Origin of the sequence: Rhodococcus sp. ENV425 (genome assembly GCF_002887785.1) — a bacterium.
GTDB classification, from domain to species: Bacteria; Actinomycetota; Actinomycetes; order Mycobacteriales; family Mycobacteriaceae; genus Rhodococcus; species Rhodococcus aetherivorans.
Window position 1 is genome coordinate 35,641 of the sequence record NZ_PCZU01000190.1, and the last position, 22,629, is coordinate 58,269.

General features: G+C 69.2%; 21 protein-coding genes and 1 pseudogene. 9 read left to right on the forward strand and 13 right to left on the reverse strand.

The genetic code is table 11. The features are described 5' to 3' along the window. Positions 1 to 345 precede the first annotated feature (345 nt). The 4 genes from CQZ88_RS16110 to CQZ88_RS16125 all read left to right on the forward strand — a co-directional run bounded on the left by CQZ88_RS16110 (position 346) and on the right by CQZ88_RS16125 (position 4,258). Positions 346 to 1,353 (forward strand): NAD(P)H-dependent glycerol-3-phosphate dehydrogenase, encoded by a 1,008-nt coding sequence (locus CQZ88_RS16110; protein WP_006940963.1) that lies wholly within the window; start codon positions 346 to 348, stop codon positions 1,351 to 1,353. 90 nt (positions 1,354 to 1,443) lie between these two features. Next, positions 1,444 to 2,874, forward strand: coding sequence for an NAD(P)/FAD-dependent oxidoreductase (locus CQZ88_RS16115; protein WP_102800023.1), 1,431 nt, complete (start codon positions 1,444 to 1,446; stop codon positions 2,872 to 2,874). Between the two features lie 37 nt (positions 2,875 to 2,911). Next, complete coding sequence (locus CQZ88_RS16120) at positions 2,912 to 3,592, forward strand: nitroreductase (protein ID WP_006940961.1); 681 nt, start codon at positions 2,912 to 2,914, stop codon at positions 3,590 to 3,592. Positions 3,593 to 3,673: 81 nt separating this feature from the next. Next, on the forward strand, positions 3,674 to 4,258 hold the full coding sequence (locus tag CQZ88_RS16125) for a sigma-70 family RNA polymerase sigma factor (protein WP_029546522.1): 585 nt from the start codon (positions 3,674 to 3,676) through the stop codon (positions 4,256 to 4,258). On the opposite strand, the gene CQZ88_RS16130 is transcribed toward CQZ88_RS16125, so the two are convergent. Further along, positions 4,212 to 5,399: an AAA family ATPase gene (locus CQZ88_RS16130; RefSeq protein ID WP_029546523.1), complete on the reverse strand. Its 1,188-nt coding sequence runs from the start codon at positions 5,397 to 5,399 to the stop codon at positions 4,212 to 4,214. The genes CQZ88_RS16125 and CQZ88_RS16130 overlap by 47 nt on opposite strands. A 128-nt stretch (positions 5,400 to 5,527) precedes the next feature. Between CQZ88_RS16130 and aztD the strand changes: the two genes are divergently transcribed. Next, positions 5,528 to 6,739, forward strand: a complete 1,212-nt coding sequence (aztD, locus tag CQZ88_RS16135) for a zinc metallochaperone AztD (protein ID WP_102800024.1) — start codon at positions 5,528 to 5,530, stop codon at positions 6,737 to 6,739. Between the two features lie 155 nt (positions 6,740 to 6,894). Here the strand turns inward: aztD and CQZ88_RS30210 are convergent, their stop codons facing one another. From CQZ88_RS30210 to CQZ88_RS16155, 5 genes and pseudogenes are all read right to left on the reverse strand, one after another. Then, a complete protein-coding gene (locus tag CQZ88_RS30210; RefSeq protein ID WP_219727523.1) occupies positions 6,895 to 7,047 on the reverse strand; it encodes a hypothetical protein in 153 nt (50 codons plus the stop codon). 205 nt (positions 7,048 to 7,252) lie between these two features. Beyond that, positions 7,253 to 7,918, reverse strand: a pseudogene (locus CQZ88_RS32420) (alpha/beta fold hydrolase); the annotation flags it as partial. 97 nt (positions 7,919 to 8,015) lie between these two features. Continuing rightward, positions 8,016 to 8,651: an alpha/beta hydrolase gene (locus tag CQZ88_RS16145; protein WP_102800025.1), complete on the reverse strand. Its 636-nt coding sequence runs from the start codon at positions 8,649 to 8,651 to the stop codon at positions 8,016 to 8,018. A gap of 412 nt (positions 8,652 to 9,063) precedes the next feature. Further along, complete coding sequence (locus tag CQZ88_RS16150) at positions 9,064 to 9,531, reverse strand: 2,4'-dihydroxyacetophenone dioxygenase family protein (RefSeq protein ID WP_006940945.1); 468 nt, start codon at positions 9,529 to 9,531, stop codon at positions 9,064 to 9,066. Positions 9,532 to 9,577: 46 nt separating this feature from the next. Beyond that, positions 9,578 to 10,483 carry a TauD/TfdA family dioxygenase gene (locus CQZ88_RS16155; protein ID WP_006940943.1) on the reverse strand — a complete coding sequence of 302 codons (906 nt, stop codon included), beginning with the start codon at positions 10,481 to 10,483 and terminating at the stop codon, positions 9,578 to 9,580. Positions 10,484 to 10,782: 299 nt separating this feature from the next. Here CQZ88_RS16155 and CQZ88_RS16160 point away from each other — a divergent pair, with 299 nt between their 5' ends. The 3 genes from CQZ88_RS16160 to CQZ88_RS16170 all read left to right on the forward strand — a co-directional run bounded on the left by CQZ88_RS16160 (position 10,783) and on the right by CQZ88_RS16170 (position 15,467). Next, entirely contained in the window at positions 10,783 to 11,835 is a 1,053-nt protein-coding gene (locus tag CQZ88_RS16160; protein WP_043801220.1) for an AraC family transcriptional regulator, read from the forward strand. A 383-nt stretch (positions 11,836 to 12,218) separates the two neighbouring features. Then, complete coding sequence (locus CQZ88_RS16165; protein WP_102800026.1) at positions 12,219 to 13,640, forward strand: MFS transporter; 1,422 nt, start codon at positions 12,219 to 12,221, stop codon at positions 13,638 to 13,640. Between the two features lie 228 nt (positions 13,641 to 13,868). Beyond that, positions 13,869 to 15,467 carry a long-chain fatty acid--CoA ligase gene (locus tag CQZ88_RS16170; protein ID WP_006940930.1) on the forward strand — a complete coding sequence of 533 codons (1,599 nt, stop codon included), beginning with the start codon at positions 13,869 to 13,871 and terminating at the stop codon, positions 15,465 to 15,467. Between the two features lie 110 nt (positions 15,468 to 15,577). Here CQZ88_RS16170 and CQZ88_RS16175 read toward each other — a convergent pair whose 3' ends face one another. The 3 genes from CQZ88_RS16175 to CQZ88_RS16185 form a co-directional block, all read right to left on the reverse strand. After that, entirely contained in the window at positions 15,578 to 17,017 is a 1,440-nt protein-coding gene (locus CQZ88_RS16175; RefSeq protein ID WP_006940920.1) for a DUF4185 domain-containing protein, read from the reverse strand. 145 nt (positions 17,018 to 17,162) lie between these two features. Next, positions 17,163 to 17,591, reverse strand: coding sequence for a VOC family protein (locus CQZ88_RS16180; RefSeq protein ID WP_006940919.1), 429 nt, complete (start codon positions 17,589 to 17,591; stop codon positions 17,163 to 17,165). Further along, the gene (locus CQZ88_RS16185; RefSeq protein ID WP_006940918.1) at positions 17,588 to 18,082 is read right to left on the reverse strand and encodes a helix-turn-helix transcriptional regulator; all 495 of its coding nucleotides are present in this window, start codon (positions 18,080 to 18,082) and stop codon (positions 17,588 to 17,590) included. The genes CQZ88_RS16180 and CQZ88_RS16185 overlap by 4 nt, the downstream gene beginning before the upstream one ends. Before the next feature lie 239 nt (positions 18,083 to 18,321). Between CQZ88_RS16185 and CQZ88_RS16190 the strand changes: the two genes are divergently transcribed. Continuing rightward, positions 18,322 to 19,548: a glycosyltransferase 87 family protein gene (locus tag CQZ88_RS16190; protein WP_006940916.1), complete on the forward strand. Its 1,227-nt coding sequence runs from the start codon at positions 18,322 to 18,324 to the stop codon at positions 19,546 to 19,548. On the opposite strand, the gene CQZ88_RS16195 is transcribed toward CQZ88_RS16190, so the two are convergent. From CQZ88_RS16195 to pgi, 4 genes are all read right to left on the reverse strand, one after another. After that, positions 19,518 to 19,847, reverse strand: coding sequence for a branched-chain amino acid transporter permease (locus CQZ88_RS16195; RefSeq protein ID WP_102800027.1), 330 nt, complete (start codon positions 19,845 to 19,847; stop codon positions 19,518 to 19,520). The two genes, CQZ88_RS16190 and CQZ88_RS16195, sit on opposite strands and share 31 nt — an antisense overlap. Continuing rightward, positions 19,840 to 20,532 carry an AzlC family ABC transporter permease gene (locus CQZ88_RS16200; RefSeq protein ID WP_102800028.1) on the reverse strand — a complete coding sequence of 231 codons (693 nt, stop codon included), beginning with the start codon at positions 20,530 to 20,532 and terminating at the stop codon, positions 19,840 to 19,842. The genes CQZ88_RS16195 and CQZ88_RS16200 overlap by 8 nt, the downstream gene beginning before the upstream one ends. Continuing rightward, the gene (locus tag CQZ88_RS16205) at positions 20,463 to 20,837 is read right to left on the reverse strand and encodes a WhiB family transcriptional regulator (RefSeq protein WP_037201217.1); all 375 of its coding nucleotides are present in this window, start codon (positions 20,835 to 20,837) and stop codon (positions 20,463 to 20,465) included. Before CQZ88_RS16205 ends, CQZ88_RS16200 begins: the two co-directional genes overlap by 70 nt. Positions 20,838 to 20,902: 65 nt before the next feature. Then, positions 20,903 to 22,543, reverse strand: coding sequence for a glucose-6-phosphate isomerase (gene pgi, locus CQZ88_RS16210; protein ID WP_102800031.1), 1,641 nt, complete (start codon positions 22,541 to 22,543; stop codon positions 20,903 to 20,905). Between the last annotated feature and the right edge of the window lie 86 nt (positions 22,544 to 22,629).

Consider the following 22,629-nt stretch of genomic DNA (forward strand, 5'->3'; position numbering starts at 1 on the left):
ATGCCGGGGCTCGTCTCGGGAGCGGAGTCCTGGTCGCAGGCGCATCGCTCGGCGGCGGGCACGGACTTCATCACGCTGTCGACGTGCTGGCCGCAGCCGCCCCAGCCGGTCTTTCCGCACTTGGGGCAGGTGACGGGGTAACACATGGGCGTCCTCCTCGGGGAAGCGGTCGGGGTCTATCGTCAATATACCCCCTGGGGTATCAGATATGCCAGTGTGCGCATCCGCACATACGGTACGACGCAGATCGGGGACCGGGCATACTGCGAAAATCCGGCGCCGGGACGGGCGAACTGACACCCTGAGGGCCGTACCGTCCCGCCGCGCAGACAGGATCAACAACCCATGGCACGTCCGGTTCGCGTCGTCGTCCTCGGTTCCGGCTCGTGGGGCACCACCGTCGCAGGGCTGTCGGCCCGGAACACCCCGACCCTGCTCTGGTCCCGCAATCCGGACACCGCCCGCGAGATCGACGAGGAGCACCGCAACACCCGGTACCTCGGCGAGCGGACCCTGCCGGCCAACCTGCGCGCCACCTCGGACCTCCTCGAGGCCGCGCACGAGGCCGACGTGCTGGTGGTCGGAGTGCCGTCCCACGCGGTCCGCGCCACCCTCGCCGAGATCTCGAACGAGGTGCGGGCCTGGGTGCCGATCCTCTCGCTCGCGAAGGGACTCGAACCGGGCACGCGCCTGCGGCCCACCGAGGTGATCGGCGAATGCCTGCCGGGGCACCCCGTGGGGCTGCTGGCCGGGCCGAACATCGCCGGCGAGGTCGCCGACGGCATGGCGGCCGCCGCGGTGGTGGCCACGGCGGACGAACGCGTCGCGGCGGCCCTGCAGCCACTGTTCGCCTCGAAGGTCTTCCGCGTATACCGCAACACCGACGTCCTCGGCTGTGAACTCGGCGGGGTCCTGAAGAACATCGTCGCGATCGCGGCGGGCATGGCCGAGGGGCTGCGGGTCGGCGACAACACCCGGGCGATGGTGCTCACCCGGGGCCTCGCCGAGATGACCCGGCTCGGTGAGGTGATGGGGGCCAACCCGCGGACGTTCGCCGGCCTGACCGGCATGGGCGACCTGATCGCGACGTGCACGAGCCCGGCGTCCCGCAACCGCCGGATCGGCGAGGCGCTGGCGAGCGGGCTCACCCTCGAGGAGGCGGTGGCCCGGCTGGGCCAGGTGGCCGAGGGGGTGAAGACGGCACCGACGGTGATGGAACTGGCGCGCGAGTACGAGGTGGAGATGCCCATCGCCGCCGAGGTCGAGGCCGTCGTGGCCGGCCGCCGCTCCCCCGCCGACGCGTACCGGGGGCTGCGCCGGGTCACCCCGGGCAACGAGGAGGACGTGGTCTGATCGGGAAGTATCCGGGATTCTCGACCGCGTACTAGATGGCGATATAGACCCTAATTTGCCTGGTGAAGCCCGTACTTGCACACTGTTCAAGTGATCGGAACCGAAGTACTCGTCGTCGGCGCCGGCTTCGCCGGGCTCGGTGCCGCCGCACACCTGCGGCAACGCGGCCGCGACGTGCGCGTTCTCGAACGGAGCGCCGCTCTCGGCGGCACGTGGCGCGACAACACCTACCCGGGGTGCGAGTGCGACATCCATCCGGCCCTGTACTCGTACTCGTCCGCTCCCCAGGCCGTCTGGGCCCGCGGCCGCGCCACCCAGCCGGAGATCCTCGCGCACCTGCACGCGTTCGCCGCAGGGAACGGGCTCGACGACCGGATCGCCTACGGCACGACCGCAACCGGGTGCCGGTGGGACGAGACGACGGGCCGCTGGCACGTGCGCACCGACCACGGTCCGGACTACGAGGCCCGCTTCCTCATCCTGGCCACCGGCGCCCTGAACGTCCCGCAGATTCCCCGCCTCGAAGGCTCCTTCGCGGGCCCCGTCTTCCACACCGCAAGCTGGGACCACGGCGTCGACGTCACCGGGCGGCACGTCGCCGTGATCGGCACCGGTGCGAGCGCCGCCCAGGTGATCCCGTACCTCGCCGACACCGCCGGCCGTGTCACGCTGTTCCAGCGCAGCCCCGCCTGGGTGCTGCCGCGCCGCAGGCAGCACCTACCGCTGCCGCACCGCGCGCGACGGACGGTCGAGTACTGGCGCGGCGAGGCGCTCGTCCCCGCCCTCACCGGGTCCGACCGCCGGCTCGCCCGCCTCGAGGCCCGGGCGCTGCGGCACCTGCACCGGCAGGTGCCCGACCCGGACCTGCGCCGCGCCCTGACCCCGCGGCACCGGATCGGGTGCAAACGGATCCTGTTCTCCGACAGTTACTATCCCGCGCTCGCCCGAGACTCCAGCACGGTGGTCACCACCCCGGTCGCGGGACTGGGCCCGCACGGTGTGCGCACCGTCGACGGTCGGGAACACGCGGCCGACGTCCTGGTGTATGCGACCGGATTCCGGGTGTCCGCCGCGCTCGCCGGCCTGCCGGTCGTCGGCCGCGACGGCCGCACCCTGCTCGAGCGGTGGGGGCGCGACGGCGCGTCGGCGCACCTGGGCACGACCGTCGCCGGGTTCCCCAACGCCTTCCTGCTCGGCGGGCCCAACACCGGCATCGGCCACACCTCGCTGCTGTTCATGATCGAGAGCCAGCTCCGCTACGTCGCCGCCGCGATGGACGCCACCGACCGGGCGGGCGTCACCGCACTCGAGGTGCGGGCGGCCGCCCAGCGGGAGTTCGCCGACGAGATGCGCCGGCGCTCGACAGGGACCGTGTGGACCACGGGGTGCCGGAGCTGGTACCTGGACCGCGACGCGGTGAACCGGTCGCTGTGGCCGGGCTCGTCCTGGCGATACCGGCTGCGCACCCGGCGGTTCGACCGGGAGAACTACACGGCCGCCGGTCCCGCACGACGGCCCTGAACGAGCGCTACACAGGTGCCTGTGCGACCCTGGTCACATGACGATCGACCACCGTGCCTCGCTCTCGACCCTGCTCGACACCCGCTACTCCTGCCGGGCGTTCCTGTCCAAGCCGGTGCCGCGCGAGGACATCGAAACCATGCTGCGGATGGCGCAGCGCACCCCGTCGTGGTGCAACTCCCAGCCGTGGGAGGTCGTCGTGGCCGGCGGGGACGCCATCGAGCGGCTGCGGACCGCGGTGTACGAGCAGGCGGCGTCCGGCCATCTCGACCCGGACATCCCCGGCCCCGCCGAGTACCGCGGGGTGTACGCCGACCGGCGGCGAGGCGCCGGTTACGCCCTCTACAACAGCCTCGGCATCGCCCGCGACGACTACGCGCGCCGCACCGAGCAGATGCTCGAGAACTACCGCTTCTTCGGGGCGCCGCACGTCGCGATCGTCACGACCGACAAGGCACTCGGCACGTACGGAGCGGTCGACTGCGGCGGGTACGTCGCCACCCTGCTCCTCGCCGCGCAGGCGCTCGGCATCGCCGCCGTCCCGCAGGCCGCCGTCGCGATGGCCGCCGGTGCCGTCCGCCGCGAACTCGGTATCTCCGACGAGCGCGACATCGTGTGCGCGATCTCCTTCGGCTACGCCGACGAGAGCCACCCCGCCAACACCTGCCGCACCGACCGGGCGAGCCTGGACGACGCCGTGCGGTGGGTGGAGGAGTAACCACCCCCAGGGGTCCTGGCCCGGGGCGCCCGGGCGACGGAAGGTGGAACTCACCACCTTCCCCGCCCGAGAGGACACCCCGTGCACCGCATCGAAACCGAGGAGCTGCTCCGCCGTTGGGTACCGCGCGCCGTCGCCGGTGAACCGCACGCCGTGGGCGTGGTGGTGAGTTCCGTTCGCCCCCATGTGCTGAGCTTCTGCGCCGCGCGTATGGACGAGGGCACCCGCGCGCACACTCCGGCCGAGGACGTCACCCAGGAGGTGTGCCTCGCACTGACGCGGGCACTGCCGCGCTACCAGGATCGCGGTGCGTCGCTGCTGCGCTTCGCGTTCGGGATCGCCACGCACAAGGTCGCGGACGTCCGGCGCAAGGCTGCGCGTACCGTGACGCCGCTGCACGACGTCGCCGGCCCCGGGCCCGAGGAGGGCGTGCTCGACGAGGAGCTGCGTTCCGCGGTCCGCCGGCAACTCGCGCTGCTGCCGGAGCAGCAGCGCCGCGTGGTGCAGCTGCGGATCCTGCAGGGCTACAGCGCCGAACGCACCGCCGCGATGCTCGGCACCTCGGTCGGCGCCGTCCGCATCGCCCAGCACCGCGCCCTGCAGCGAATCCGGTTGCAGCTCAGTCGTGCTGAGCGCGCAGATACCGTCCGAAGTGCGGCACGGTGAATCCGATGAAGCCCCGTTCGGCGGAGTAGATGAGCCCCTTCTTGATGAGCCCGTCCCGCGCGGGCGACAGCGACGCAGGCTTGCGGCCGAGTTCGGCCGCGATCTTCGACGTCGCGACGGGACCGTCGTCGCCGGAGAGGTCGGCCATGGCGCGCATGTACTCCCGCTCCGCGGGGGTGGCGCGCTCGTACCGGGAGCCGAAGAACCCGACGGCGAGTTCCTCCTCGGCGGCGGGCGCGCCGACGCGCACGTCGTCGGCGGTGATGGGGCTCGTCGCCGCGACGTCCCAGGTCGCCTTGCCGTAGGCCTGGACGAAGTAGGGGTATCCGTCGGCCGTCTCGTACAGCGCGTCGAGCGCCTCCTCGGTGAAGGTCACTCCCTCCCGCTCGGCCGGCGCGATGAGCGCGATGTCGGCGGAGCCGCGGTCGAGCCGGTCGATCCGGTGGTAGCTGAACAGCCGCTCCGAGTAGCTCTTCGACGCGGAGAGCACCGCGGGCAGGTGCGGCAGCCCGGCGCCGACCACGATGAGGGGTGCGGCGTCCTGGCTGAGCTCGTGGCACGCCCCGCAGATCGCGGAGATGTCCGGTGCGCCGAGGTCCTGCATCTCGTCGACGAACAGCGCGATGCCCACGCCCACGTCGCGGGCGAGCCCGGAGGCGTCGATCAGGAGTTCGACGAGGTCGATCTCGAGGTCGCCGGTGTCGGCGCGGCCCTTGACCGCGGGGGCGTCGATGCCGGGCTGCCACCGCTCGCGCATGCCCTTGTCCGCGGTGGCCCGCAGCGCGAACGACTTGAGCACGCCGAGGAAGTACTCGACCGATTCGGGGTGCGGATGGGCCGGGGCGATCTCGCGCACCGCCATGTGCAGCGCCGACGACAGCGGCCGGCGCAGGTCCTGGTCGGGCCGGGCCTCGATCTTGCCGGTGCCCCAGCTCCGCGAGATCGCCGCGGAGCGAAGCTGATTGAGCAGGACGGTCTTGCCGACGCCGCGCAACCCGGTGAGCACGACGCTGCGTTCGGGGCGGCCGCGGGCGATCCGTTCGAGCACCACGTCGAAGGCGTCGAGCTGCTTCGCCCGGCCGGCGAGCTCGGGCGGGCGCTGCCCCGCGCCGGGAGCGTACGGGTTGCGGACCGGGTCCATCGGTCGATGGTAACGGCGCCGCGCGTGGACACCGCCTCCTTGCACCGCGTGTCGCGGGACATCCCGGATGCGGACATTCGCATAATAGACTTTGACATTCGTTTGCAATAACGCGTAGATGTTCCGGCATGAAGCCCTCCCGAAGTCTCGCGCTCACCGCCGGGCTGGCCGCCGTGCTCGTGGCCGGCTGCTCCCCCTCCACCGCCGAGGATGCCCCCGCGGCCCCCGCCCCGACCGCTCCCGCCGAGGTCGCCGCCGCCGAGCCCCGGCTCGCCGTCACCTACGACGGCGGCATTCTCGTCCTCGACGCGAACGACCTCGACGTCGTCGCCGACCTGCCGCTCGACGGATTCAACCGCCTCAATGCCGCCGGCGACGGCCGGCACGTGTTCGTCTCCACCGCCGGCCGCTTCCGCGTCCTCGACACCGGCAGCTGGTCCGAACCCCACGGCGACCACGCGCACCACTACGCGGGCAGCGCGGCACTCACCGACGTCGAGTTCGCCGCCGCCAAGCCCGGGCACGTCGTCCGGCACGCGGGCAGGACCGTGCTCTTCGACGACGGCACCGGCCGCGTCGACATCCTCGACCCCGCGGACCTCGCCGACGGCACGCCGCAGACCGACACCTACACCACTCCGGAAGCGCACCACGGCGTCGCGGTCGCGCTCGCCGACGGCAGCCTGCTCGTCACCCTCGGCAACAGCGAGTCCCGCAACGGCATCGCCGTCCTCGACGCCGAGCGCCGGGAGATCACCCGCAACGAGCAGTGCCCCGGCGTGCACGGCGAGGCCGTCGCCGCCGACGAGGCCGTCGTGCTGGGCTGCGAGGACGGCCTGCTCGTCTACCGCGACGGCACGATCACGAAGGTGAGCGCCCCCGACCCGTACGGCCGGATCGGCAACCAGGCCGGATCCGAGGAGTCCGACATCGTGCTCGGCGACTACAAGAGCGATCCGGACGCGGAACTCGAACGACCACAGCGTGTCTCGCTCACCGATACCCGCACCGGCGAGCTGCGGCTCGTCGACCTCGGCACCAGCTACACGTTCCGCTCGCTCGGACGCGGACCCCACGGCGAGGCACTCGTCCTGGGCACCGACGGAGCGCTGCACGTGATCGACCAGAACAGCGGCGCGGTGGTCCGGCGCATCGACGTCCTCGCCCCGTGGACCGAGCCCGACGAGTGGCAGTCACCGCGCCCGGCGCTGTACGTGCAGGGCCACACCGCCTACGTCACCGACCCGGCGAACAACGCACTGCACGCGGTCGATCTCGACTCGGCCGCCGTGACGACCGCGTCGCTGCCGCAGACCCCCAACGAGATCACCGGCACCTAGGTGACCGAATGTCACATGGGTTCGATCCAACCGAACCCATGTGACATTCGGCCGGGCGACCGGCGCACGGGCGGCCGCGACAGCGCAGGCCGACGCACGGAGTCCCCGACCCCTACGGGACACACTTTCGTTGCGATTCGCCGGAGTCCCTCCGTTCAGAGATCGGCGAGGAAGGCGAGCAACATTCCGGTGACGAGTTCCGGCTGTTCCTCCGCTGCGCTGTGACCGACTCCCTCGAGCAGGGCTTTCCTGCGCAAGTTGGGAAGATGGCTCTCCAGACGGTCGTAGAGGGGAGCGAATCGGTCCAACGCGGGATCCGCCGCTCCACCGATGAACAGACTGGGCTGCTGCAGCTTCAGGCCCGTCGAGGAACGAGCTCTGCTCCCAGATGCGGTCGCGGTTCCGGTAGAAGTTCAACGCAGGCCCGAACCCGGTGCGCGAGTATTCGCTGACGTAGTAGTCCAGGGCGATCTCGGGTAGCCAACCCGGGAGGAACTCGGGGTCGAAAACCGTATCGAGAAAGTTCTCGCCCTCCGCGACGAACTGGCGCCAGCGTTCCTCACCGACCGCGCTGCCGGAGACCGAGTAGTAGATGCTGCGCAGCGTCGTGCGGACATCGGCATCCATGTGTCGCTCGGCTTCACCCGGCGTCTGGAAATAGTGCTGATAGAAGCGCGTACCGGTCTCCGCTTCCAGCTTCTTCCAATTCTCACTCGGCCGGCAGGGCTCGCGGGGAGGGACAGGGGTGTTCAGCATGGCCAGGGCATGGAACAGATCGGGGCGCAGCTGGGCCGCCGCATGGGCCACGAACGATCCGAGATCGTGGCCCACGACCACGGCCGAGGTTTCCCCGAGGCCGCCCATCAACCCGACGAGGTCGCCGACCGCATCGAACACATTGCAGTCCTGCACCTGCTCGGGACACCCGCTCCGCCCGAACCCACGAATGTCCGGTGCCACCACTCGATATCCGGCCGCGGCCAGTGCACGGATCTGCCGGCGCCACATGTACCAGAGGTATGGGATGCCGTGCACCAGCACCACCAGCGGACCTTCCCCCTCCTCGACATAGTGGATACGCATTCCGTTGACTTCCGCGAATCGATGCAGGAAACCGTGAGGGTCGTCCACGGTAGGCGCTGCCGTTTCCTCGGCAGAATCCGATCTTTGCATAGTCATTCAATGTTCTCCCAGTTGAAGCGCGACGGATACGTTCCGCGGATCAGATTCAGGGTTTCCCGGAACGGAGTGGCGCCGCCGCAGAAGGCAAACCGATTCAGGATGGGTCACTCATTGCAAGGATGGGTGCACCGGGCACGCCCTCCGGTATGCGCACTCGCCCGAGATCGCGGACCAGTTCGTGCGCCTGATCCCAATTGCCGTATCCAGCAGTAGGATCCAAATGCCCGGCATCTCCCGCATCGATCAGACGGCTACCCCAGTGTTCGGCCATGCCGGCCACGCGGCGGAAGCAGGCCAGGGCGTCGTTTCTGCTGGCGGCAACGATGCTGCGGAACGGCAGTCGCCTTCGGGGCAATGGATTCCAGCCGTAGCGGTCGAGATCCTCGGTGGAGGGGTATCCATCGGGCAGCGGTAGTTCGAAGTCCGGTGGAGCCACCAGCAGCGCTCCGTCGACGGGGCGGTTGGGTTGCCGAGCCCAGTGGACAGTGGTGAGCACGCCGGCACCATGGGCGACGAGGACAACCGGGCCCGCGATGCCGGCGAGGACCGCCTCGAGCGCCTCAACCCACGCGGTTCGGCTGAGCGGGGCACAGCCGGGCGGCGCGACAATGCGCGCCTTCTCCCATTTCTCGGCGAGCAGGCACTGCCAGTGGTCGGCGGTGAGGGGGACGAAACCGGGGACGAGTACCACGGTAGGCGGGGTGATGGTGGTGGTGCTGGTGGTGTTCACGGTCGGCTCCGGTAGATCGCGTCGGGGATGTGCAGGAGATCTCTTGTGATCCGTCGATACCGCTCCGAATCCCACTCGCGGAGTGCGTCTTACATGGAATTCCGCGCGCGCTTCCTCCGCGCCGGATCCCGGCGGTGTGACCGCCGACGGCCGGGCGTGAGTTCGGTTGCTGTGCGGGGTGTCATGACGTCGACTGCGTGGACATCGCGTGAAACGTCATGGATACGCGTTGACGGGAAATCGTTCCGACGACTCCTCCGCCCGACTGCGGCGCTCTTCCCGCCGGAAAGGACCCGCCGTGCAACTTCGATGACCATCGCCGGAACCAGGGAGTCGGGTAGTCGAATCCGGTTGCGGCCGTTTGTCGGCCCGACGGCCGCAACCGGATTCGAGTGGTGTCGATCTGCGGTGGTCAGTCCTGCCAGCTGCTCAGGTCGCGCGCCGCGATGCCGTGCTCGGCGCAGTAGGTGTTGTAGCGTTCGATGTGGGTCTTGTGAGTCTCCTGCCACAGGATCTTGTTGTCCTGGTCGAGGAACAGCAGTTCACCGACGAGATAGAAGAAGACCTCGGTGTCTTCGAGGCTTTCGGGGGTGTGAGAGGAGCCGGCGACCTCGTAGACGGTGTCGCCGCTCCGGGAGATCCAGTTGTTCTCCTTGTAGCGCCAGGCGCCCTTGACGGTGTGCCCGACCACGATGCCGGTGTGGTAATGGGGCGGCAGCTCGAGCCCCGCCGGGATTTTCATCGAAACGACGATCTCGGCCCGTACGGGGTCGACCTTCCAGTACTTGAGGAACACCTGGTCGGTGAGTGGAGTGAACGGGATCCACGGATTGTCGTCGCCCTTGATGTAGTTGACGTCGAGTTGTTGAGCGGTCTGCATGAGAATCTCCTTCAGGGGGTGCTGTGGGTGGTCCGGGCCGTCGCCGTCAGAAGGGCTGGTCTCCGATGATGGTGGCGCGTTCCATCTTCCGGACGGCCGGCCAGTAGTCCTGCACTGCGTAGTGCTGGGTGCTGCGGTTGTCCCAGATCGCGACGCTGTTCTTGGTCCATCGCCAGCGAACCTGGTACTCCGGGATCGCGGCGCGGCTGATCAGGTAGTTGAGCAGGTTGCCGGAGCCGGGCGCGAAATCCGTCCCGAAGCGCACGTTCTGCGGGGTATGGAAGTTCACGAAGTGAGTGGTCACGCCGTTGACGTAGAGGATCTTCTCGCCGGTCTCGGGATGCGTACGCACCACCGGGTGCTCGGGATCGGGGAAACGCTCTTTCAGTTGGTGGCGCAGTTCCATGGGCTTGGCTGCGCCGAAAAGGGTTTCGAAGCTACTGCGAGCGCGAAGTCCGTCGATCTGTTGCTTGACGTGCTCCGGGAGATCCCGGTACGCCTGCACCATGTTCACCCAGATCGTGTCCCCGCCCACCTCCGGTGTCTCCACGCACCGCAGGACAGCGCCCATGGCTGGACGCTCCCGCCAGATGGTGTCGGAGTGGAAGACGTTCTCGTAATGCTCGGGCGTGCTGTCCGCGTCCTTGTACAGCAGCACCAGTCCGGAATCGTTGGGCGCGTTGGGGTGGGGCTCCTCGAGGGGACCGAATCGCTCGGCGAAGGCGACGTGCTCGGCGCGCGTGATGTCCTGATCCCGCAGGAACAGTACCTTGCGCTCGAGCAGAAGAGCCTTCGTTTCGGCGAACAGCGCATCGTCGCGGGCGATCTCACCGAGAGTCACATCGAACAGTTCGGTACCGATATACCTCGAGAGCGGCTTCGCCTTGATCAGTGGCGGCGCGTGATCCGCGTCGACGGGGGCCTGTTCTTCGGCGTGGAGCATGTTCTTCATCTGAATCCTCCCTGGTTGGGATCTGGCCTGGTTGATCAGGACATGAGGGTGGGGCGGGCATCGGGTGCAGCCGCACATGCCGGACCTGCGAACGTCGGGTCGGGGCCGATGGCCGTCGCCCCGAGGTGCTCCCGGCCGGAGCTTCTCCGTCCGGACGACGGCGCCACCTCTGTCCGTGACGCGTGCTTCCCGATCCGACACCGTGTGATTTCGGTAACCAGAGCGTAGACCCGCACACGCAATATTTCTTGACTCTGCGTGGCAGAATTATTGACATTACGGGGCACGTAAGGAGTCGCATGAACCCCCTGGTCCGCAACACCACCTTGAGCGCCTACCTGGACTTCATGCGCTCCGTCGGCGTGGACCCGCTCCCACTGCTGAGGTCGGTCGGCCTGAGCACAGCCGACCTGGCCGTACCCGGTCAATGGATCGCCGTGCACGCGGTCGCCGAACTGCTCGAAGTGTCCGCAGACGCGACCGGCTCGGCAGCCTTCGGCCTTCAGCTCGCGCAGACCCGGCGCTTGTCCGTCCTCGGCGCGATCGGACTCGGAGCCCGGGAGGAGCCGGATGTGCGTAGCGCGCTGCAGTTGATCAGCCGTTACGAGCATCTGCACAGCGAGGCGTTCCATATTCGGATCTCCGAAACCGATGGTCTGGCCACCGTCAAGATCGAGCTGGACCTGGCGGCGACCGTCAAGTCACGCCAGCTCGTCGAGCAGGTCGTCGGCACCACCGTTCGCGTCGTCCGCGCCTTGGTCGGGGGTGTGTGGAAGCCTGTCACCGTGTGTTTCCGGCACGACCCCCCGGCCGACCTCACCGTTCACCATCGCGTCCTCGAATCCGAGATCCGCTTCGGCGCAGAATTCGACGGACTCGTGATGTTCGCCGATGACCTCGAGGCCCCCAACAGCCTGGCCGACCCGCTGCTGCGTCCCCTGGCCAGACAGTACGTGGAAGGAATCGCCGCCGGCCGACCCGGAGACGACCTCGACCGGATCCGCGAACTGGTCGAGGCCCTGCTCCCTACCGGCCGGTGCTCGCTGCAGCAGGTCGCCCGAACACTGGGCGTGGACCGCAAGACGGTGCACCGCCGCCTGGTGCGTGCCGACACGACCTTCTCCGCCCTCCTCAACTCCACCCGCCTGGATCTGGCGCGCCAGTACGTCGGACACCAGCGCCGACCGCTCGGCCAAGTCGCGGAACTGCTCGGGTTCTCCGAACCCTCCGCGTTCTCACGGTGGTTTCGCGGCGAATTCGGCGCCAGCCCCACGTCGTGGCGCGCCACCCACAGAACCGGGGACGTCTCCCGCCCCGACCCGTCGACCGGCGCGGAACAGTCCACGCACTGACGTCGGACGCTACCCCGTCGACGACACTGCGACCCGGACCCGAGGAGACATCGACCACGGGTCGGCAGGCGTACGGACTCGGCGGCGATGGAGCATCTTTGCGCACTCCACTCGGGACAGAATGTCAACTCGGGTGCCACGTCAGGTCAAGCACTCGGGCACCGACCCGGGCTACTGTGATGTCCGCCACCTCGAAGTGGTCGCCCGCACGCACCTCGATCCCGGATCGCCCCGCCGCCACAACGCCCGAGTGCGAGAGTGCCGCGGAGGACCGCGGAGGACCGCGGAGGACCGCGCCGGCATACGGCTCGGACGCGCAACATCGGATCGCACCGATCGCGGGCGCCGAGAGGTGAGCTGAACCGACCGTCTGAGGAGCGTCCATGGAAACAAAGGCCACGCCGGAGATCGAATGCGCGTCTGCCACATCGCCCCCACCGACGCCTCGATCCAGGATCTACCCCTGGGTCGTGCTGGCGCTCATCCTCGGACTGATGCTGTCGGACTACATGTCCCGGCAGGTACTCAGTTCGATCTATCCCTTCCTGAAGCAGGAATGGGATCTGTCCGACGCCGAACTGGCCTCCTTCCACAGCGTCGTCGCGCTCATGGTCGGTCTGCTGGCATTACCCTTGTCGATCCTGGCCGACCGGTGGGGTCGCGTGAAGAGCATCGTCCTGATGGCGACCATCTGGAGTGTGGCCACGCTGCTGTGCGCGGTCGCCGCCGGCTACGAACAGATGCTGGCGGCCCGATTCCTGGTCGGTGTGGGAGAGGCGGCATTCGGTAGCGCAGGGATCGCAGTGATCTTCAGCGTCTTCGCTGCACGCCTGCGTGCCTCCCTCAGCGGCGCCTTCTATGCAGCAGGAGCAATGGGCTCGGTGATCGGTGTCGCCCTCGGCGGCACCGTCGCCACCTCTCTGGGCTGGCGGTGGTCGTTCGGCGTCATGGCCGTCATCGGGTTCGTCCTGGCCGGATTGTTCAGCCTCGTGGTCACCGACCGCCGAATAGTGCAGCAGCAGAGTCCGGAGGCAGAAGCCCCGCCCGCAGAGTCCGGCACGGACGGATACCGTGCGCCGCTGTCGAGCCTGTTCTCGAGCGTCTCGGTGGTGTGCGCATACGCCACCGCGGGTCTGCAGATGTTCACCGTCGGCGCGCTGACGGCATGGTTGCCGAGCTTCTTCAACCGCTACTACTCTCTCGCGCCCGACCGGGCCGGAGCGGTTGCCGCAGTGTATTTCCTGGCGATCGGCCTCGGAATGCTGGTCGGCGGGATCGCCACCGATCGGATCTGCCGCAACACCCCGGACCGGCGGTGGAGCGTGGCACTCGCCTTGTGTGCAGTTGCAGCACTGCTGTTGATCGTCGGCTTCGGCCTCGAGCCGGGACCGCCGCAACTGGCGCTGCTCGCCGGCGGTGCACTGTGTGCCGCGTCCATCTCCGGAGGCATCACTTCGGTGGTCGCCAGCCTTACCCACCCCAGTCTGCGGGCGTCCGCCTTCGGCACCGTCACCATGTCCAACAGTGTCTTCGGACTTGCCCTCGGACCGTTCGTGGTAGGCCTCGCCGCCGACCGGATCGGCCTCGACGTCTCCCTCCAATGGGCACCACTGGCATACGTGGCCGCCGGGGTGCTCCTGATCATCGGACGGCGGACGTATTCGGCGGGAGTGCAGCGGGTGGAGGCCCTTCGACCGGACACCTCCGTCCGGCCGACGTCCCTCGCAGACCGCACCCGAACACACGGCTCGCACGAATCGTCGTCGAATCGCGTTGACAACGAATCGAATCGGCTCGACAACTGACCAACTGCCCCCTATGCTCCACGTCGGGCCATCGCGCGCCGACCGCACGGGGCGCGCAGCCGTTCCGCCCCTCGGATGTGCACGCACTCCGCCGACCGCAGCGCACTCCGCCGATACGGGCCGCAGACGGCACGCCGGGCCGGCGCCTCCGCCGTGAGGAGAATCGTCGCCCATCGACCCGGAGCGTCCGGCCCCGCCCTTCTCGACTCATCGAACCAGGAGAACCACATGCTCAACGGACTCATGATGGATGACTATCAACTGACGATCGCGGCGGTGGCCGAGCGCGCCGAGTACTTCCACCGCAACAAGGAAGTGGTATCTCGACGTCCGGACGGCAGCATCGTACGGTCCACTCTGGGAGCATGTGGCGCACGTGCCCGTCGGCTGGCATCAGCGCTCGCACAACTCGGCGTTGCCGACGGCGACAGGGTAGCCACACTGATGTGGAACCAAATCGAACACATGGAAATGTACCTCGCGGTACCCGCGATGGGCGCGGTGGTCCATACCCTCAATCCGCGCCTGCACCCCGACGAACTGAGCTTCATCGTCGGTGACGCGCAGGACCGGGTGCTCGTGGTGGACGAATCCCTGCTGGACGTATTCGACAACATCCGAGAAGGACACACCTTCGACCATGTCATCGTCGTCGCCCACGACGAACCGGCGCCCGAGGGAACGCTGAACTACCACGACCTCGTCGACTCGGCGGCCCCGATGCCGTGGCCCTCTGTCGACGAGCATCGAGCTGCCGCAATGTGTTACACGTCTGGGACCACCGGGCGGCCGAAGGGAGTGGTCTACTCCCATCGGGCGTTGGTCCTGCACTCCCTGGCCGCGGCGCTTCCCGACACGTTGGGGGTCTCCGCACGCGACACGCTGCTTCCGGTCGTCCCGATGTTCCACGCCAACGCCTGGGGCCTGCCGTATGCCGCGGCACTGATCGGCGCACGACTTGTACTGCCCGGCCGGCAATTGGACCCGTCCAGCGTGCTCGACCTGCTCGCGGACGAGCGGGTCACGATAACGGCAGGTGTACCGACGGTGTGGATGGGAATGCTCGCGGAGCTGGATGCGGATCCGCATCGGTGGGACCTCACCCGGCTCGATCGGCTGATCGTCGGCGGTGCCGCCGTCCCGCGCAGCCTGCTCGAAGGCTTCGACCGCCACGGTCTCACGGTCGTCCAGGCATGGGGAATGACGGAAACCACTCCGCTCGGCAGCATCTGCCGACTGCCCGACGATCTCGACGACGGCAGCCGCGACGAGCAGTACGAGTTCCGATCCCGGCAGGGCATCGCCGTGCCGTTCGTGGAGATCCGTGCCCGCCGGGAAGAGGGCGACCTGATCGACTGGGACGACAAGTCCATGGGAGAACTCGAAGTCCGCGGTCCCTGGGTGGCCGCCGCCTATCACAACGGGTCGGGTGCAGACAGCTTCACCCCTGACGGGTGGTTCCGCACCGGAGACATCGTGCGTATCGATCATCGCGGGTGCATCCGCATCTGCGACCGGGCCAAAGACCTGGTCAAGTCCGGGGGAGAGTGGATCTCCTCGGTCGATCTCGAAAACCACCTGATGGCTCACCCCGCCGTCGCAGAGGCAGCCGTGGTGGCAGTCCCCGACGCGCAGTGGGGCGAGCGACCGCTGGCGGTCCTGGCCCTGCGCGAGGGGAAGTCCGTCGATCCTGACGCCCTCAGAGAGCACCTGTCCACCGAGTTCGCCAAATGGCAGATGCCGGACCGTTTCGAGATCCTTCCGGCCATCCCCCGAACGGCGACCGGAAAGTTCCGGAAAACGGCATTGCGTGAGCAGTTCTCGTGACCGAATGTCACATGGGTTCGATCGAACCGTACCCATGTGACATTCGGCCGGTCAGCGGGCGGCCGGGCAGCCGACCGGCGGGCAGCGGCCGGTCGGCGGGCGGCCGCGGCTCAGCGCTCGATCCTCGCCCGCAGCAGGAAGGTGTTGTAGTCCGACCACGTCGAGAGCATGAAGTACAGGTCCTCGTCCGTCGACCACGGATGGACGAACCCGCCGTACAGCTCCGGGTGTTGTTCCACGCCGACCAGCCGCGTGCTCTCCGACCACACTCCCTGGGGCGACTCGGCCTCCCGCACGACGATCGCGGCCTTGGCGGTGTCCAGGTACGTCATCTGCCAGCGGTCCGCGGCGGCGTCGTAGCGCACGGACAACTCCCCAGCGGGGCCGTGCACGACCGGCGTCGCCGCAGTGTATCCGCCGGCAGGGGTCCAGTTCCCGTCGCGCCAGTACTGGTAGGCGCCCGGCTCGAGCACCCGGTCCTCGGGCACCCGGGCCAGCGCCACCGAGCCGAGCCGGGTATTGGGGGTGCCGAACAGGTAGACGTATCCGTGTGCCGGCACCGCCGCGGCCACCTGGAAGTTGGTGACGCCGAAGATGTTGTCCCACTTGGCGTACGGATCCTTGGTCCAGGTGGAACCACCGTCGTCCGAGTACGCGATGCCACCGTGGTTGGTCCACCACGTGCCGGGAATGCTGTTCCAGGTCCGGATGGACATGTACGTCAGGTACTGGCGGTCGCCGACCGCGAATCCCGACGTCGGGATCGTGGTGATCTCGACGTTGTCGAGCTTGCGGCTGCCGAGGATCTCGGCGGCATGGCACCGCGAGTCCTGCACCATCGAGTCGAAGCTCATCCCGTCGGCGAGATCACGGTCGGTGGAGAAGGCCAGCACGTTGCTGCGCCAGTCGTCACCCTGCCCGCCCGGCGGATGGAAGCCCCTGCCGACGGTGTCACCGAACGCGACGGCGATCCGGCCGGGCTCCGACTCCCACATGATGCCCAGATCGGTGCCGTACACCTGCCAGCGCTTGTCGGTCCGGGTGACCGATCCGGCGCCCGTCTGCTTGGCGACGGTGGAGACCTCGACGACCCGCGGAGCCGGGAGCGCGGGCGCCTGCGGGGCGGGCTCGATCGGCGGGGTCTCGGGCGCCGGAAGCGGCGGCAGCGGCTCGGCCCCCTCGCCGGGCACCGGGATGCCGAGGTGGAAGGGACTGGGCTTCAGGGCGATCCGGGGAAAGACCGGATCCGGGGTGACCGGCTCGTCGGTCAGGTCCGGGCACGGATCGGCGCACGGGTCGACCGGCAGCGGAGGCGGATCGATCCGCACGGTCTCCGGTTCCGGCGCCGGGTACGGCACGGTGGTGATCACCGGGTACGGCACCGGGATGTCGAGGTCCTTCGGGATCAGCGACTCGTGCTGCCACGTGTCGCTCGCACACGGGCCGCTGCCGGGCACCCCGTCCGTCGCGGGCTCGGCGGGTGCGGCATGCGCCGGCGTCGCCGCCAGCACCGCAGCGAGCAGCGCGATCACCGGCACCTGCCGTGTCATGGGTTCCCTCCCGTGCGTCACCGTGCCGGACGGCCCGGCGCCGCACAGGAGGGTACCGCCGGCGCGTCCGGGCGGCTTCCCGACGTGGATCTGCGCCTTTATATCCCTCTCTCGGAAAAGTCCGAGAAAGTCGTAGAGTTCCGAATCAACGGAACTCGTCGGGCGTGTACTCGCGGGGCTCCACCAGCACGAGCCAGTTTCCCGAGTTGTCCCGGAACACGGCCTCGACACCGTAGGGACGCTCGGACGGCGGCTGGGTGAACTCGACCCCCTTGGCCGTGAGTTCCTCGTACGTCTTGCGGCAGTCCGTGGTGCGGAGCCCGAAACCGCCCATGGTGCCGTCGGCCAGCGCGCGGCGCACCGCCGCGGCCATGTCCGGGCCCAGGGGTGGGCCGGGCACCATCAGCGTCACCTCGAGTTCCGGGTGGTCCGGGTGCGCGACGGTCACCCAGCGGAAGCCCTCACCCATCGCCACGTCCGCGGTCTCCACGAACCCCAGCGTGTCGACATAGAACTTCTTCGCCTCGTCCTGATCGGTGACATAGAGGGTGAACAGGGAGATGTTGGTGATCACAGCGTGTCCTCCGGGTCGATGGTGCGGCACGCCTCGACCGTAGATCGACGGGAACGGTGCGGGCTTCTCCCAAATTGCGCAGTTCGACGGCGGTCGCTCAGACCGTGCATGAACACCCAGCAGCCCGGGATGCGGGGCGCACCGGACTCGGCGAACGTGGCCTGATACTCGGTGGGAGTGACGCCGACCAGCTGACGGAACCGGGTGCCGAACGACCCGAGGCTGCTGTACCCGACGAGATGACAGATCTCCGTCACGGTCAGGTTCGTCGCGCGCAGCAGGTCCTGCGCCCGCTCGATGCGTCGTTCGGTGAGGTGAACCCCGGGCGTCCTGCCGTACACGGCGGTGAAGCAGCGCAGGAAGTGATACTTCGAGACCCCCGCGGCGGCGGCGAGCCCGGCGAGGTCGAGAGGTTGCGCGTATTCCCGGTCCGCGAGATCGCGGGCGCGGCGCAGGTGCGGCAGAAGCTCCTCGGGCACGCGGCGCGGCATGCGCCCAGTATCGCAAGGCCCCGCTCGACAGGAATTTCTGTCCATATCTAGGAGACGTCGTAGAGATCGCGATTTCGTCTCGACTGTGCGAGGCAGGCCGTCGCACGGAATCGCCCGAACCGGACAAACCGGCCGGAAACGCGGTGGGGGACCGGGCAACCCGCGCATCCGGCCCCGAAGGCAACGATTGTGTAACGTATCCGGGAGGTTCCTGTCCCGACAAGCGGAGGTGATCGTCCGTGCTGCTGTCCGAAGTCCGTGCCCGGCCCGGGTACTCCCTGCTCGTGGGGGTGGGGCTGATGGCCTCGGCGATCGTGGTCGGTGTCCACCTCGAGAACGCCGTCACCGGATACCTCATGGACCTGTCCGTCTTCCGCGACGCGGGGTGGGCATTCCTGCACCACACCCCCCTCTACACCGAGGGCTTCCACACCAACTCGGGATTCCGGTTCATCTATCCGCCGTTCGCGGCGTTCCTCTTCGCCCCGCTCCCCCTGCTCAACGCGACGTTGATGCAGGTGCTGTGGACCGCGGGATTGATCGGCCTGGTGTGGTGGGTGCTGAAGGTCTCGCTCGACCGCATGGACGTCCGTCGCGCGAACGTGGTCGCGACCGCCGCGCTGGGCGTGGCGCTCTGGCTCGAACCCATCCGGTCCAACTTCCTGTTCGGGCAGATCAACATCATCCTCATGGCCCTGGTCGTCGCCGACGTCCTCGGTGTGATCCCGCAGCGGTTCCGCGGCGTCGGGATCGCGCTCGCCGCCGCGATCAAGGTGACCCCCGCCGCGTTCGGTGTGCTGTTCCTGCTCCGTCGGGACATGCCGTCCGCGGTGCGCGCCTTCGGTGCGTTCCTCGCCGTCGCAGGCTTCGCGTACTGGCTGCGCCCGGAATCCTCCGTGTACTTCTGGACCACCGAAGCCTGGGCCACCGACCGGGCCGGCGACCAGGACTTCTTCCGCAATCAGGCGCTCAGCGGCCTGCTCGCCCGGCTCGGCCTCGAGGGCCACGCGTACACCGCGGCGTGGCTCGCGGGCGTCGCGCTCGTCGTCGGAGCGGCGCTCTGGGCCGCCCACCGCTTCACCCGGGCCGGCGAGCACGTCGTCGCCCTCGGGGTGATCGCGCTGGCGACCCTGCTCGCGGCGCCCATCGCGGTCACGCACCACTGGGCATACAGCGTGCTGCTCGTCGCGGTCGCGCTGGCTCCCCGGTACCGCTCGTGGTGGCCCGTGCTGCTGCCGGCCACGCTGGTCTTCCTCGTCGGACCCAACTACCTGCTCGAGGACACCTCGACGCACGGCTGGGTCGAGTCGGCCATCCAGCAGACCCTCGGCAACGCGCAGTGCGTCACCGGTCTCGCGGTGCTCGTCGCCGCGGTCGTCGCGGCACGTTCCCGCCGCCCCGGCGTGGTCCCGGCGCCGGTCGGCGCTCGCACCGCTCAGCTCCAGAACGCCCCGGCCAGGACGTAGATCGCGGTTCCGGCCACGGTGCTCAGCGCCGCGCTGCGCCGCCACAGGTGCACCGCGACGGTTCCCGCCAGGCCCAGCACCGCCGGTAGCCACGTCGCCGGCCCGACGTCGCGCAGGGTGTACATCACCAGGATGACCATCACGCCGGCCGGCATCGCGGCGCCGAGGTACCCCACCACGTCCGACTCCCGCAGCCGGGCGAGCGCGGCGAACGGCGCCGCCCGCAGGCCCACGGTGACGAGGAACATCACGATCAGGGCAGCGACGACGTAGCCGGCGCCCGGTACCGGCTCAGGCACGGGCCACCTTGTTGCGGTAGACGAACCGCACCAGCAGGCACGCGACGAACAGTCCCAGCGAGATCACCAGCATGCCGTCCTTCGACACGGCCGCCCCGACGAGGCCGCACACCACCGCGAGAGCCGAGGCCGGCAGGTCCCGCCCGAGGCGGAAGGCGTCGAGCGCGAGCACGGCGAACAACGCGGTGAGGGCGAATTCCAGGCCCGACAGCCCCGCCGGCAGCGCCGCGCCGATCAGGGCGCCGACGGTCCCGGAGGCGACCCACAGCAGCTGGCAGGTCGCCGCGACCGTCAGCATCCGCGGGCCGGTCAGCTCGTCGCGGTGCTTGGTGGCGACGATGGCATAGGTCTCGTCCGTGAGGGCGTAGACACCGTACGCCCGGCCGAGCCGGCTGCGGATCTTCTCCAGGGGGAACGACAGCCCGTAGAACACGTGCCGGAAGTTCACGAGCAGGGTCGCCGCGGCGATCGACGCCACCGGCGTCACCGCACCGATCAGGCCGACGGCGAGGAACTCCATCGAGCCCGCGTAGATCACCGTCGAGAAGACGGGCGCCCACCACCAGTCGAAGCCCGCCTGCGTGAGCACGACCCCGAACGCGAGGCCGAGCGGGATCAGGCCGAGACCGACCGCCCAGGAGTCGCGGACACCCGTGCGGATCTCGGGGAGACGGCTACCGGACACGGCTCCAGGCTATGGGGTGCCCTGTTCGACGGCCGCACCAGGACTCTGCGTTCTTCCTCCGAGAACCCGCCCCAGATTCCGTGCCGTTCCCCGGCCTCGAGCGCGTGCCGGAGACACTGCGTCCGCACAGGACAGGATTGGCAGATCCGCTTCGCGGCACGAACCCGGTCGGTGCGCGCCTCACCCCGTTCGTTGTCCGGATGGAAGAACGTCGCGGCATCGGCGTCCCGGCAGGCGGCGTGCAGCTGCCAGTCCCAGGACTCCGTGATCGCCGGGGGCAAGGTCAACAGCTTGGGCGCGGGCATGATTCTCCCTTCTCTGGGCGGCTTCGCCGGTGCGTCCTCGAGGCGGTGGGGGCCGCCCGAGGGACTCACGTGCGGCGGAGGCGCCGGATGGTGCGGACGAGGGTGTCGGTGGAGGTGTCGCCGGTGTCCGGGTCCGCCGCGCCGGTCAGGGCCGGTGCCAGGGCCAGGGCCTGGGTCTTGCCGAGTTCGACGCCCCACTGGTCGAACGAGTCGATGCCCCAGATCACGCCCTGGACGAAGGTCTGATGCTCGTACAACGCGATCAACTGCCCCAGCGTCGCCGGGGTCAACGCCGGGGCGAGCAGGGTGGTCGAGGGCCGGTTGCCGGGCATCACCTTGTGCGCCACCAACCCCGGGCCGGTGCCGTCGGCGGCGACCTCGGCCGCGGTGCGCCCGAACGCGAGCACCTTGGCCTGGGCGAGCATGTTCGCCAGCAGGATCTGGTGCATGCTGCCGGTCCCGTCCCGGGTGGGCAGGTCCTCGCACGCGGCGGCGAACCCGACGAAATCCGCCGGGACAAGCCGGGTGCCCTGGTGCAGCAACTGGTAGAACGCGTGCTGCCCGTTGGTGCCCGGCTCCCCCCAGAAGATCTCCCCGGTGTCGTGGTCCACCGCGGTGCCGTCCCGCCGCACGCTCTTGCCGTTCGACTCCATGGTCAGCTGCTGCAGATACGCCGGCAGCCGGGCCAGGTCCTGACTGTAGGGCAGCACCGCCCGCGACTGCGCCCCCAGCACCGACGCGTACCACACCCCCAGCAGCCCGAGCAGCACCGGCGCGTTCGCCTCCAGCGGGGCGGTGGCGAAGTGCTCGTCCACGGTGTGCATCCCGGCGAGGAACTCGGCGAAGCGCACCGGGCCGATCGCGCACATCACCGCCAGCCCGATCGCCGAGCCCACCGAGTACCGCCCGCCCACCCAGTCCCAGAACCCGAACATGTTCGCCGGGTCGATGCCGAACTCGGCGACCTTGCTCGCGTTGGTGGACACCGCCACGAAATGCGCCGCGACGGCGTCCTCACCGAGCGCGGCGACCAGCCAGCGCCGCGCGGCGGTGGCGTTGGTGAGCGTTTCGACGGTGGTGAACGTCTTCGACGCCACCACGAACAGCGTGGTGGCCGGGTCCAGGCCGGTCAGCTGCGCGGTCAGATCCGCCGGGTCGATGTTGGCGACGAACCGCACCGCCGGGCCGTCGGCGTAGTGCCGCAACGCCCGCGCCACCATCGCCGGGCCCAGATCCGAGCCGCCGATCCCGAGGTTCACCACCGTGGCGATCGGCTCGCCGGTGGCGCCGCGCCAGGTGCCCGAGCGGACCTTCTCGGCGAAGCCGGCCATCGCGTCGAGCACCGTGTGCACCTCGGCGACCACGTCGGTGCCGTCCACGGTCAGCGTCGCCGACCGCGGCAACCGCAGCGCGGTGTGCAGCACCGCCCGGTCCTCGGTGGTGTTGATCCGGTCCCCGGCGAACATCGCATCGCGGCGGGCCTCGAGCCCACACGCCCGGGCCAGCTCGAGCAGCAACCCCACCGTGGTGTCGGTGATCCGATGCTTGCTGTAGTCGATGTACCACTCCCCGACGCTCAGCGAGAACCGCTGCGCCCGCCCCGGATCCGCCGCGAACAACCCCCGCAGATCCACCGCCTCGAGCTCGCCACGATGGGCGGCCAGCGCCCGCCACGGCGCCGTGCCGGTGAGTGTAGTTGTGGCCATGTTCATTCGGACTTTCCTTCCTCAGGCCAGCGCCCGCAGGCGGGGAGCGAGATCCTTCTCGAACAGGTCGAGGAAGCGCCGCTGAT